At 35.6% G+C, this 13,134-nt stretch carries 12 protein-coding genes; 9 read left to right on the top strand and 3 right to left on the bottom strand.

The genetic code is table 11. The features are described 5' to 3' along the window. Nucleotides 1-37: 37 nt before the first annotated feature. A complete protein-coding gene (locus BKM63_RS14115) occupies nucleotides 38-475 on the top strand; it encodes an acyl-CoA thioesterase (protein WP_057122622.1) in 438 nt (145 codons plus the stop codon). A gap of 73 nt (nucleotides 476-548) precedes the next feature. Here BKM63_RS14115 and BKM63_RS14110 read toward each other — a convergent pair whose 3' ends face one another. Next, nucleotides 549-3,518, bottom strand: a complete 2,970-nt coding sequence (locus BKM63_RS14110) for a LamG-like jellyroll fold domain-containing protein (protein WP_071637374.1) — start codon at nucleotides 3,516-3,518, stop codon at nucleotides 549-551. A gap of 345 nt (nucleotides 3,519-3,863) precedes the next feature. Between BKM63_RS14110 and BKM63_RS14105 the strand changes: the two genes are divergently transcribed. From BKM63_RS14105 to BKM63_RS14075, 7 genes are all read left to right on the top strand, one after another. Then, entirely contained in the window at nucleotides 3,864-4,700 is an 837-nt protein-coding gene (locus tag BKM63_RS14105) for a mechanosensitive ion channel family protein (protein ID WP_071637201.1), read from the top strand. A gap of 98 nt (nucleotides 4,701-4,798) precedes the next feature. Beyond that, nucleotides 4,799-5,791: an alpha/beta fold hydrolase gene (locus tag BKM63_RS14100; RefSeq protein ID WP_071637200.1), complete on the top strand. Its 993-nt coding sequence runs from the start codon at nucleotides 4,799-4,801 to the stop codon at nucleotides 5,789-5,791. Between the two features lie 91 nt (nucleotides 5,792-5,882). Then, nucleotides 5,883-6,272 carry a DUF1398 domain-containing protein gene (locus BKM63_RS14095; protein WP_071637199.1) on the top strand — a complete coding sequence of 130 codons (390 nt, stop codon included), beginning with the start codon at nucleotides 5,883-5,885 and terminating at the stop codon, nucleotides 6,270-6,272. Between the two features lie 7 nt (nucleotides 6,273-6,279). Further along, nucleotides 6,280-7,131 carry a ThuA domain-containing protein gene (locus BKM63_RS14090; protein ID WP_071637373.1) on the top strand — a complete coding sequence of 284 codons (852 nt, stop codon included), beginning with the start codon at nucleotides 6,280-6,282 and terminating at the stop codon, nucleotides 7,129-7,131. 5 nt (nucleotides 7,132-7,136) lie between these two features. After that, a complete protein-coding gene (locus BKM63_RS14085; RefSeq protein ID WP_071637198.1) occupies nucleotides 7,137-7,994 on the top strand; it encodes a sulfurtransferase in 858 nt (285 codons plus the stop codon). A gap of 103 nt (nucleotides 7,995-8,097) precedes the next feature. Continuing rightward, nucleotides 8,098-9,339 (top strand): ATP-binding cassette domain-containing protein, encoded by a 1,242-nt coding sequence (locus BKM63_RS14080; RefSeq protein WP_071637197.1) that lies wholly within the window; start codon nucleotides 8,098-8,100, stop codon nucleotides 9,337-9,339. Nucleotides 9,340-9,349: 10 nt separating this feature from the next. Further along, nucleotides 9,350-9,982 carry a hypothetical protein gene (locus BKM63_RS14075; RefSeq protein ID WP_071637196.1) on the top strand — a complete coding sequence of 211 codons (633 nt, stop codon included), beginning with the start codon at nucleotides 9,350-9,352 and terminating at the stop codon, nucleotides 9,980-9,982. Between the two features lie 81 nt (nucleotides 9,983-10,063). Here the strand turns inward: BKM63_RS14075 and BKM63_RS14070 are convergent, their stop codons facing one another. Both BKM63_RS14070 and BKM63_RS14065 read right to left on the bottom strand, forming a co-directional pair. Further along, on the bottom strand, nucleotides 10,064-11,107 hold the full coding sequence (locus tag BKM63_RS14070) for an RluA family pseudouridine synthase (protein ID WP_071637195.1): 1,044 nt from the start codon (nucleotides 11,105-11,107) through the stop codon (nucleotides 10,064-10,066). Beyond that, entirely contained in the window at nucleotides 11,097-11,717 is a 621-nt protein-coding gene (locus tag BKM63_RS14065) for a PASTA domain-containing protein (RefSeq protein WP_071637194.1), read from the bottom strand. The genes BKM63_RS14070 and BKM63_RS14065 overlap by 11 nt, the downstream gene beginning before the upstream one ends. A 349-nt stretch (nucleotides 11,718-12,066) precedes the next feature. Here BKM63_RS14065 and BKM63_RS14060 point away from each other — a divergent pair, with 349 nt between their 5' ends. Continuing rightward, nucleotides 12,067-13,038, top strand: coding sequence for a D-alanine--D-alanine ligase (locus tag BKM63_RS14060; protein WP_071637193.1), 972 nt, complete (start codon nucleotides 12,067-12,069; stop codon nucleotides 13,036-13,038). Nucleotides 13,039-13,134 lie beyond the last annotated feature (96 nt).

Raw genomic sequence — 13,134 nt, 5'->3', positions numbered from 1 at the left:
CGTAATTTCGATTTCTCATTAAAATTACAATTATAAAATGGCATCATTTACAAAAGAAATATCTTTTCGCTGGTCAGATCTTGACCCCAATTTTCATGTTCGTCATAGCGCTTATTACGACTTTGGTGCACAGCATCGTATCGAAATTCTTGAAGAATTAGGTTTAACTTTAAAAGTAATGCAAACGCAGGGTTTTGGACCGGTTTTGTTTAGGGAAGAATGTGTTTTTAGAAAAGAATTAAAACTTTCAGATAAAATATTCATCCATACCAAAACATCAAAAATGAAAGCCGATGCCTCGCGCTGGTCCATCATTCACGAATTTAGAAGAGAAGACGATACACTTTGTGCAACAATTACAGTTGATGGCGCCTGGATGGATACAAAACTAAGAAAACTAGCCTCTCCAACTCCCGAAATTGCGATTCAGGCTTTAAGTATTTTTCCAAAAAGCGACGATTTTGTTGGACTGTAAACTCTAAAAAGATCAAAATTTAAAATCCAAAAACATAATCCACAATTATGTTTTTGGATTTTTTTTATGCTGTTTATTCTGCTAATACTTTAAAATTACTGCTGAAATTCTCTCCCGAAATAGTCAAAATATACAATCCGGTTATTTTTTTATTTGTAATATTTAAAGTAAAGATTCCGTTTTCGTCAGAAACAAGTTTTTCCTTAATAATAGTTTTTCCTGTAATATCACTTAATGAAGCCGTTGCAGCAACAACTGCGTGATCTGGCATATTTATAAAAATTTGTTCTTTCACAGGATTAGGATAAACCTTAACAATGCTTTTGCTTTGACTGAATTTATCTGTACTTAAAAAATCCTGCGTAAATAAAGCCATTACTTCGGTGGGGCTTAATGGATAGTTAAAAATCTGCAGTTCGTCAAATTTTCCTTTATAAGGAGCCGGTGCCGTTCCTGATGTTAGTTCTATTTCTCCGATATTCCCAATAATCAAATCCGTTTCTTCAGAAATCCCCGTTACGGCGGTTTCGTCTAATTCGGCCGAAAAAACACCATTGGTATAAATTCTCATTTTATGAGCCGGTACATCCCTCATTATAACCACATTTACCCATTCGTCCGTAAAATATTTTGCTGCCGCTGTGGTGACCTCTCTTTTGGTTTTATCATCATCAATGGCAAAACGCAAAAGCTTGTCTTTAATTTCAACATTATATCTTCTTCCAGTGGCTCCCGTTGTTGTGTTTTTAGTAAATGAACCTTTGCACAAAACATAAATACTCGCTGCCGAAGAACTTGGTAATAAAGCCGGCGCCGCTTTCATCCAAAAGGAAACCGTAAACGAGTTTTTATCAAACAATAAATAATCCTGAGTTGGAATATTTACCATCGATTTGTTATTTTCAGAAGTCGAAAAATCGATCGCATTATTTGCTTTTCCAGCTACCCTCACATTTGCATTATCATAGGCAGGATCTAAAATTCCGTTATTGCCATAATTCGTAATATCCGCAATTTCTTCTCCCTGAGATGCAGCTTCTTTAAAAGGCCAATGCCCCACAAGACTTGGCGTTATGGCACGAAAATTCCACACATCTCCTGTTGCAGTTCCTTTAGCATTTACTGCATCAACTCTCCAATAATAATTTACCGCCGAACTCAATCCTGTAACCTGATAAGACGGACTTGCCGAATATGCCACATCTGCTGCTTTGTTCAGATTTGACGCATTAGTACCAAAATAAACAGCATAAGATGTGGTATTTGAGCTTCCACTCCACTTTAAGCTTACATTACCTCCTGTTAATTCGACAGTATTAGAGTTTAAAACCGGTGCAGGGTTTGTTGTTTTGGATGGCGCCGAAGGAATTGGCGGTGTAGTTACGGAAACAATTTCACTATAAACCGATGACTCTGCAGTATTTACCGCTTTAATTCGGTAATAATACTGCGTATTTGGGATTAAGCCAGACTCATTATAACTTGTTGTATTGGCTCCTAAAGTACTCAAAACCGTAAAATCTGTTCCGTTTAAAGAACGTTCTAAAACATAATTGCTCTCGTTTGCAGCATTATCATTCCAATTAATCGTAAACGAACTTGACGGCGGAATTTCGGCTGAAACAATATTCGTAAAATTCAAACTGGAAGGCGGCATAATAAAATCGGGAGGCGTAACATTCGTTAATCCGTTAATATAAACTTCAATATTAAAATAAGGAGAATTTGATGTGCTTACCGCCAGAGCATCAGCACTGTTATTTTTATTTAAACCGTTTGCATCTTCCCAGGCATCCGGCATTCCATCATTATCTGAATCTAATAGAGCCGGCGCACCGTAAACATGTCCTGCACCACCATTTGTAAAGCCAAATTGAGTGGTTAAATCAGATTGCACATAAACGTAAGCCGCTGTTGTTCCTTTAGACATCAGATCAGAAATCATTAAATTATCTACCTGATCTCTTCTAGGGTACGATGCTCCAACACTCGAAACGATTTTATTATAAGCATCCTGAGCTGTTAAGGTGGTATTTTTCATTGGATAATCGTAAGGAGTCGAAAGAATTGTTGAAGCATTTCCGGTTGGATATCCGCTTAAATCTGCCGGAACCAAAGTTCCATTTAATATTCCATCTTTATTATTATCAAAATAATTCCCAGATCCGTACAATGAAAAATTATCATTACCGCGATTAAAAGGGGTAGAAATTGTATTGCTTGTATTAGGCCCGCCAATGAAGTAATTATTGATAATATTTACATCTGAACTTCCCGCAGAATCGCCACCCATAATATAGGCATCACCGGATTCTGTATGGCCGTATGTGTTACCATAATTTCCCCAATTGTAAACTACGTTATTTACAAACTCGTTAATCCCCTTTATCTTATTGTTTCGGGTTTTATTACAAATGTATAAATTGCCTATTAAACTTATTTTTCCGCCGGAAGGCTGAATTAATCCTCCTGCCGAATGATTATGACGATGCAGTCCCTGCCCTATAATTGAATTTTGAATTGTAATATTATCCGGGCTTACCCCTTTATTATCCCAATTGATCGAAAAAACTTCATCGGTTCCCCAGGTAAAAGTCATATGATCAAAAATCATATTAGCACCGTTTGCCAATCCCGATGCATCTTGATTTTGAGCCGTGCCTCCATAACGAATTCGAAGATATCTTGCAATCGTGTTACCAGCTCCTGTAAAGGTTACTCTTGGACCTAAAAATACAACTCCCTCGCCTGTTGCGGTCTGTCCCGCAATGGTAGTATTGCCTGACACTACAACCTGAGTCTGCAGGTTTACAATACCGCCCACTTTAAAAATTACAAATCTTCCTTCCTGACTGACGGCATCACGAAACGAGCCCGGTCCGCTGTCATTTAAATTGGTTACTAAATAAATCTGCGGATTAGCAGCGCCCCTCGCCCCAGTCGTAAAACGGCCAAAACCTGTTGCTTCTGGAAATGCCAAAGTTTGGGCCTTTACATTGGTAATCGAAACAAACAGCCAGCAATTCATAATAATTTTAAGCATAAGCTTAAAATTTAAAGTAGTTTTTCTCATAGTGATTTGGTTATAAATGGTTAAATAGTTATAACCAATTTAGCCATTAGCCAAAACGAGACCATCCTGCTCAATCCTGTTTTACAATACTAATTATCAGTATTTTATACTTTTAAGATCGAAACAGAATTTTCATTCAAATTCAAATAATGAAAGGCAAATCCGCAAGCTGTTTTTTGAATTTATTCTATTTTTTTAACACATAAAATAGTAACAAATAGCGATTCATAGATTATTTTCAATCATTAAAAATTCAGTATTTATATTAATAACAATAACTTTGTTTAAATATGAATTTAAAACTTAAAAAAGCTTATGTTCGACTTTGCAAAAGACTTTAAGATTGGTATTATTATTTCTATAATTGCTCTTACCACTATTATCTTAGGAGCAGTAACAGATAAGGTATTACGTTATTTTTTGTATCGAAAACTAAGTAATAAAGAATATGACGCCACCGGATTCAGGTTCTTAAAACACTTAATTATAACCGTAATCTACATTCTTGGATTTGCTTTTGCTTTGATTCAAATTCCGGAATTTAAAATCATAGGCCACTCTTTCCTGGCTGGTGCGGGTGTAATATCAATCGTTGCCGGTCTGGCTTCACAGCAGGCTTTGAGCAATATTGTAAGCGGGATTTTTCTGGTAATTTTTAAACCTTTTAGAATTAACGACAAAATCACAATCAACAGTTTTGTTGGTACAGTTGAAGATATAAACCTGAGACAGGTAGTTTTAAAAGATGCCGAAAACAACCGAATCATAATTCCTAACTCTGTAATCAGCAATCAAATTATTGTGAATACCAATATGCACGATACCAAATGCTGTAAAATAATCGAAATAGGAATTGGCTATGAATCTGATGTTGAAAAAGCACTGGAAATAATGAAAGACGAAGTTGCCAGACATCCTCTTTTTATTGACACCAGAACAGCCGAGAATAAAAAACAAAATACACCTTTGGTTATCGCAAGAGTTGTAGCTCTGGCCGATTCAAGCGTAACATTAAAAGCGTGGGCTTGGGCAAAAAACTCGACAGATGGTTTTGTTATGTATTGCGATTTACTGCAAAGCATCAAAAAACGTTTTGATGAAGAAGCGATTGATATTCCGTATCCGCAAAGAGTCGTAACACTGAAAAAATAGACCCGCCAAAGTTTTTTTCTGATAATTTTAAGACTTTAATCTTTGCATTTCAAAATGCTTAGCGGTAAATTTATAATTCTTAATTAAAATGGCTTCAAATGAAAATTATAAAACTCATCTTATTGATATTACCGCTTTTTTGCTTTTCGCAAGAAGAGAAAATTAAGTCCCTGGATATCAACTTAACAAATTATGAATACCCATTTCCTGTACAATTTTTAGAATTAAGCAACCAGCGCCAATATCTAAAGATGGCTTATATGGATATAAAACCGGCCAATTACAACAATAAAAACATTGTATTACTTCATGGCAAAAACTTCAATGGCGCTTATTGGGAAACAACAATAAAAGCCCTGACAAAAGAAGGTTTCCGAGTTATTGTTCCGGATCAGATCGGGTTTGGAAAATCATCAAAACCAGATAATTTTCAATATACATTTCAGCAGTTTGCAGAAAATACCAAAAAATTACTCGATCATTTAGGGATTGCCAAAACGGCCATTTTAGGACATTCGATGGGCGGAATGCTGGCCTCGAGATTTACTTTGATGTATCCGGAAACAACAGAAAAGTTAGTTCTTGAAAACCCAATTGGACTTGAAGACTGGAAATTAGTTGTTCCTTACAAACCGGTAGACTGGTGGTACGAATCGGAATTAAAACAAAATTACGAAGGCATCAAAAAATATCAAATGGAAAACTATTATGATGGAAAATGGAACGCCGATTACCAAAAATGGGCTGAACTTGGTGCCGGATGGACTACTGCTCCCAATTACAGCATCGTAGCCTGGAATTCTGCCTTGATGTACGACATGATTTTTACGCAGCCGGTTTTATACGAATTTAAAAACATTAAAAGTCCCACGCTTTTAATCATCGGAACAAGAGATAAAACCGCAATTGGAAAACCTTTAGTTTCTGAACAAATTAGAAAAACGATGGGAAATTATGCTGAACTGGGTAAAAAAACTCAAAAAGCAATTCCGAATTCTAAATTAGTCGAAGTACCCAATACCGGACATTTACCCCACATTGAGTCTTTCGATCAATTTATAAAACCATTAATCGTATTTTTGAAACAATAATCTTTTTTTGTTTGCCGTGAATTAATTTTAGCGTTTTATTAAATAAAATTCTTGTAATTCAAGACAACTCTAACTTTAAAACTAAATATCTATGTTTACAATCGACCAAATCAAAGAAGCACATGCTAAAGTAAAAAGCGGGGCTGATTTTCCAAATTATATACAAGACCTAATCATTCTGGGCGTAAAAGGATATGACACTTTTGTGAATGACGGACACGTCGAATATTACGGCGTAAATAACTACATGGTAACATCGGATGAAAAATATAATCCAATTTCGGTTGCAGTAACCGTTAACAAGGAACTTTTCATTGAGTTTTTGGTAAAACATCAGCAGGGCGAAACAGATTATCTTACTTTTTGCAATCATGCCGGGCAATGCGGCATTGCAAAATGGAGAGTAGATATTATCGAAATGACCTGCACTTATTTTGATATTGCCGGAAACGAAATATTAATTGAAAAAATTCCAGGTTAATTTAAAGATGAAGACTTTTAATTCCATTTATTCCCTAACTAAAAAAGGAATCTTATTAGTACTTCTTGTATTTTGTTGTACAGGATTTTCGCAGCATAAAAAAGAAAAAACCAAATTTAAAGTAATCGCTTTTTATACAGCCAAAAACGATCAGGCACATATTAGTTTTGTTCATGAAGCCAATAAATGGTTTCCAAAAATTGCCAAAGAAAATCATTTTGTATACGACTCTACAGACAATTGGAAAAATTTAAATGCCAAATTTTTAGCTGATTATCAAGTCGTTTTATTTTTAGACACAAGACCTGAAGCTCCGGAGCAGCGAGAAGCTTTCCGGAAATATATGGAAAATGGCGGTGGTTTTATTGGCTTTCATTTTTCTGCCTTTGCTCTAAAAGATTCAAGCTATCCGCAAAACTGGGACTGGTATCACAACACTTTTTTAGGCTCAGGAGAATATGGAAGCAATACATGGAAACCAACATCGGCCGTTTTAAAAGTCGAGAATCAGCATCCGGTAACAAAAAATCTTCCTAAAACATTTACTTCGGCACCAAACGAATGGTATCGCTGGGGCAATGATTTAACCAAAAATCCTGATATTGAAATTCTTCTTGCCATTGACCCAAGCAGTTTTCCTTTGGGAACCGGGCCAAAAGCACACGAAATTTGGCACAGCGGTTACTACCCGGTTGTCTGGACAAACAAAAACTACAAAATGTTCTACATAAACATGGGGCATAATGATATTGATTACGAACACGGAACTAATAAAACACTTTCGTATACTTTTGAGAACAAAACAGAAAGTCAATTAATTCTTAATGGATTGCTTTGGCTGGGAAATTCTAAAAAATAAAAAAAATGGCCAGTCAGCTTTCCCCTATCATAAACGCTCAGGATTTAATCAAAACGGATAGTTCATCTGAAATTATATTAATAGATGCCAGAGCAGGAATTAATGCAGAAGAAAATTATAAAACACAACATTTAAAAGGCGCTCGTTATATCGACTTAAATAAAGATTTAGCATCAGTCGAAAAAGATCCTGCAAATGGCGGAAGACATCCACTTCCTTCTTTTTCTAAGTTTTCTGAAGTACTTTCTAAACTCGGAATTTTACCTTCGTCGCACGTCATTATTTATGATGATAAAAACGGATCAAATGCTGCAGCCAGATTTTGGTGGATGCTGAAAGCAATTGGACATGAAAATGTTCAGGTTTTAAACGGAGGATTACAGGAAGCGGTAAAATCAGGTTACCCTGTAAGTTCAGAAATCGAAGTTTTTGAAACAGCAGAAAAATATTTAATTTCAGAATGGAAATTAGGCTTAGCCGATATAGACGAAGTGGAAAAAGCCCGAACCAATAATCAAAATATCGTAATAGATGTAAGAGATAAAAATCGTTTTGACGGGCTTACAGAACCGCTGGATTTAATTGCAGGGCATATTCCGGGAGCAGTCAATGTTCCGTTTAGCGAAAATCTGGACGAAAACGGGCTTTTTAAATCTTCTGAAATTTTAGCTGAAAAATATGCTTCTATTTTAAAAGATAAACCCGCCGAAAATATAATTGTGCACTGCGGCTCTGGTGTTACGGCCTGTCACACGCTTTTAGCAATGGATTACGCCGGAATAAAAATCCCGAAACTTTATGTGGGTTCCTGGAGCGAATGGTCGAGAAATGACCGCGAAATAGCAACAAAAAAACAAGATTAAACTTTTTGTTACAGATTGAAGAATTACAAAGAGTAATCATTTTAATCCGTGAAATCTGCGGCAAAATCTTTACTAATAAATCAAAAAATATAAATTACCAAAAATGCAGCATTGGGATATACTTTTATCAAATCAGGTAAATAAAAAAGCTTTTATAGATGCGCTTCTTTCCGGAGAAGCCAAAGGCGAATTAGCCGTTTTTAACAACCAAAAAGGGATTTTATTCTCTGACATTGCAATCGAAAAATTCATCGAAAAGGAATATCAATATGACACTGTTGAGGCTTCGCCGGAATCGCACAGACAATTGCGCACTTTTTCATCTGGCGAACGCAAAAAAGAATTTTTAAAATACTGTATTAATCAAAAACCGGATTTTATAATTTTCGATAATCCGTTTGATCATTTGGATCAGGCTTCAAGAGTGATTCTGGCAGATTCTTTAAAAGATTTAACGCATGATATTGCGATAATTCAACTCCTAAACCGTGTGGTAGATGTTTTGGAATTTGTTCCGAATAAGGCGCAGATTAAAGATAATACTTTTGAATTGCATCCTATTTCAAAAACCGAAAATCATTTTAAGACTTTAAATACATCCTCAATTCCAAAAGCCATCGAGCCGCATTCTTTTCACGAAAGTGTATTAATTAAATTAGAAAATGTGTCGGTTAGTTACGACGAAAGAAAAATTCTGGATAACATATCATGGACTATAAAACAAGGCGAATTCTGGCAGTTAATTGGACCAAACGGCTCCGGAAAAAGCACGATTTTATCTTTAATAACAGGCGATAATCCAAAAGGATTTGGTCAGGATTTATTTTTATTTGGAAGAAAAAAAGGAACTGGAGAAAGCGTTTGGGACATCAAAAAACAAATTGGAATCTTCACCACTTCCATGACTGATTTATTTCAAAAAGGCCATACTTTAGAAGAAATGATCCTCTCCGGATTTTTCGATTCTATCGGGCTTTATATTGAACCAACTACACATCAAAAACAAATCGTTTCGCAATGGCTGGAAGTGATTGAGATGACGCAATTAAGAAAAAAACGTTTTATTGATCTTTCTATCGGTCAGCAAAGAGTTGCGTTGATTGTTCGCGCCGTTTTAAAACATCCTCCGTTATTAATTCTAGACGAGCCGGTAGAAGGTTTAGACGATGAAAATGTAGATTTAGTAATTCAGCTGATCAATACCATAAAACAAGAAACCAATGTTACGATTTTGTATGTTTCTCACAGAATCGAATCAGGCCTTGCTCCTACTTCGGTTTTTGAACTTTTGCCATCGCCAACGGGATCAATTGGCAAAATTAAATACCATTCTGAGCTAAACTAAAAAAACAAAAATGAAAATCAGATATATCTTATTATTACTATTCCCGTTACTACTCGCTTCTTGCAGCGGTACTATTTCAACAGAAAAAAAAACATACAAAATCACCGAAATAAAACCACTAAAATCTTATTGGAATTTTAATTCGAAAGAATGGTTTCTTCAAAAAGATACTTTAATAGGAACAGGCGGTCCAATGCACTGGGGCGTAATAGAATCTAAAAAGAAACTCCCTAAAAATTACGAAATTGATTTTAAGGTAAACATGACAAAAGAATCCCTGTTTGAGATCATGCTCAACATCGATAAGGAACAATATATCAGAACATATTTGTATCAAATCGATCAGAATATTGTAATAGGAAGAGGTGTATACAAAAAAGGAAGCGACGAATACGGCAAACGAGGCGGACCAACATTGTTTAAGAAATCCTTAGAATTACAAAATAATAAATGGTACACAGTAAAAATTAAAGTTCAAAACAATCAGCTATTCTTTTCTGTAGATAATAAAGCAACATTAGAATGTTCCCTTGAAAAAAGTGATTTAAGCCAAGAAGGAAAACTGGGATTTCTTACAAACGGCGAAATCAAAATCGTAGATTTGACTATCAAAACGCTGCAAAAACAAAAAAGCTCCTTTTAGGAGCTTTTTTTATGCATACAAGAAAATAAAATCTCTTCTCTATTTTCTTTATTCTAAAAATCTAATCTCTAAAATCTAAAATTAGTTCTCATCATCTTCCGTATTATGCGATTTTACATAATTACGCCATTTCTCTAAACAATCCTGAAAATCCTGAGGTAATTCGGTATCAAAACGCATCATTTCTCCCGTAGTTGGATGAACAAAACCTAGCGTTTTAGCATGCAGTGCCTGACGAGGCAATGCTTTAAAGCAATTCTCTATAAACTGTTTGTATTTTGTAAACGTAGTTCCCTTTAAAATCAAATGACCGCCGTAACGCTCATCATTAAACAAAGGATGCCCAATGTGCTTCATGTGTGCACGAATTTGGTGCGTTCTTCCAGTTTCCAGTTTACATGAAATCAAAGTCACATAACCAAAACGCTCTAAAACTTTATAATGCGTAATAGCCGGTTTCCCAATTTCAGGATCAGCAAAAACCGCCATTTGCATGCGGTCTTTTAAATGTCTGGCAAGGTTTCCTTCAATTGTTCCTTCCTCGTCGGCAACATTTCCCCAAACAAGGGCAATATATTCACGTTCAGAAGTTTTTGCTTCAAACTGTTTCGCCAAATGCGTCATTGCCGCTTCCGTTTTAGCTACAACCAAAAGTCCCGAAGTGTCTTTATCAATTCTATGCACCAATCCCGGACGTTCACTGCTGTTCATTGGCAGATTATCAAAATGATGTGCCAATGCATTTACAAGGGTTCCCGTATAATTTCCGTGACCAGGATGCACCACCATTCCAGGCTCTTTATTAATCAATAAAAGCGCATCATCTTCATACACAATATTCAGCGGAATATCTTCTGGCAGAATATGATTTTCAAACGGCGGATGCGATAACATAACCGTTACCACATCAAAAGGTTTAACTTTATAATTTGATTTTACCGGAATATCATTTACAAAAATATTTCCGTCAGTTGCCGCATTCTGAATTTTGTTGCGCGTAGCATTCTGAATCAAATTCATTAAATATTTGTCAATACGCAAAAGCGCCTGACCTTTAGGGACTTCAAATCTGTAATGTTCGAATAATTCGTCTTCCAGATCTAAATTTTCAATATTATTGTTCATCTTGTGGGGTTTCTGCAGGCACTGCTGTACTGTCTGTCGCCTGACTATCATCTACATAACTCGCTTTTCCATCACCTAAAACCAAGTCGATTTTAGACGCTTTCAATACACGATCTCCTACTTTTAAGTTTCTGCCTTTGTAACGCATTTCCAAAACCATATCTTTTCCAAGATTTGGAATATAAGTAATCGTTCCCGGCTCCAGTCCTAAAGCTTTCAAAGTTGGTACGGCTTCACGATATGTTTTTTCAATTAAATCCGGAATCTTAACAGATGAAAATCCTGAAGAATTAATTTTAATATATATTTTTCTTCCTACTTTCACCTTTGTTCCCGGCAGCGGATCCTGCTCAACAACACTGTATTTCGGAAATTCACTTCGGTAATCTACACTATCCAAAAGCACATAATCTAAGTCCAGTTCATCCAATTTTGCTTCTACTTGTTCCTCTGTCAGTTTAGACAAATTCGGAACTGCAATTTCGTGTCCGTGATCAGTTGTAAAAGTCAACCAATGCATAAACAAATAACCCAAAACCGCAATAATAGCAGCCGCACTCAATACTTGCAAGAAAAACACCCGGCTAGTTAAATACTTACGTAAACTCATAAATTTATTTTTAGTTGTCGCAAAGATAAAGCTATTTCGTTTCAAAAAAAATGATAATTTTGTTTAAAACGAGAAAGTACTGCGATTGTTGTTTTTCTTAAAAAGAAGATCTTTCGATTTTGGACTTTAAAGCTTGATATTTAAATTTTAAGGAGCTGTTTCCTGCTGTACGCTGTATCTTTTATGCCGAACACCGGCACAAAAGGATGCCGCTTCCATCAGGGCTAGTATTCGTTTTCATAAAACATTTTCGGCTCTAATTATCAGATAACAAAAAAGGCAAATAAGGGCAATTCATATCAAAAAACGATTAAGCAAATACACAAATAAACGATTAAACATCAAATCAATGAAAAACATTGCCATCATCATGGGCGGATATTCAAGCGAATTTAAAATTTCGCTAATCAGCGGAAACGTTGTATATCAAAATCTTGACAAAACAAAATACAACAGATTCAGAATTCATATTTTTAAAGAAAAATGGGTCTATGTAGATGCGAACGACACTGAATTTCCAATTGATAAAAACGATTTTTCTGTGACGGTAAATGGCGAAAAAATCACTTTCGACTGTGTTTTTAATGCCATTCACGGAACTCCTGGAGAAGATGGTTTAATGCAGGCTTATTTTGAATTATTAGGCATTCCGCAGTCATCTTGCGATTATTATCAAGCGGCATTGACTTTCAATAAACGTGATTTATTATCGGTTTTAAAACCATACGGAATCAAAACAGCCGTTTCTTATTATTTAAACAAAGGTGATGTTATTAATACTGAAGAAATCGTTAAAAAAGTAGGATTGCCATGTTTTGTTAAACCAAACAAAGCCGGTTCAAGTTTCGGAATTTCAAAAGTAAAAAACGAAGCCGAACTCCCAATCGCTATTGAAGTTGCCTACAAAGAAGACAACGAAATCATCATCGAGAGTTTCCTTGACGGAACAGAAGTTTCTGTTGGAGTAATTAATTACAAAGGAGAAATTAAAGTTCTGCCAATTACAGAAATCGTGTCCGATAATGATTTCTTCGATTACGAAGCTAAATACGAAGGAAAATCACAAGAAATCACACCAGCCCGAATTTCTGACGAGTTAACTCAAAAAGTTGGAGAAATTGCCAAACGTGCTTATGAAGTTTTAAAAATGAAAGGCTTTTCAAGAAGCGAATTTATTATTGTAGACAACGAACCATATATGCTCGAAATGAATACCATTCCGGGATTAACCACAGAAAGTTTGATTCCGCAGCAAGCAAAAGCCGCCGGAATTTCTCTTGAAGATTTATTTACAAACGCCATAGAACTGGCTTTAAAATAGTCGCTAACATACTAAGGTGCTAAGATTCTAATATCTTTAGCACCTTTGTTTTTACAATATATCTCATTGTCAGACTGAGCGATCCCGAAGTTTCGG

Origin of the sequence: Flavobacterium johnsoniae (genome assembly GCF_001879205.1) — a bacterium.
GTDB lineage: Bacteria > Bacteroidota > Bacteroidia > Flavobacteriales > Flavobacteriaceae > Flavobacterium > Flavobacterium johnsoniae_A.
Note: the sequence above shows the minus strand (reverse complement) of the source record. Positions and strands in the feature narration are given on the sequence as shown.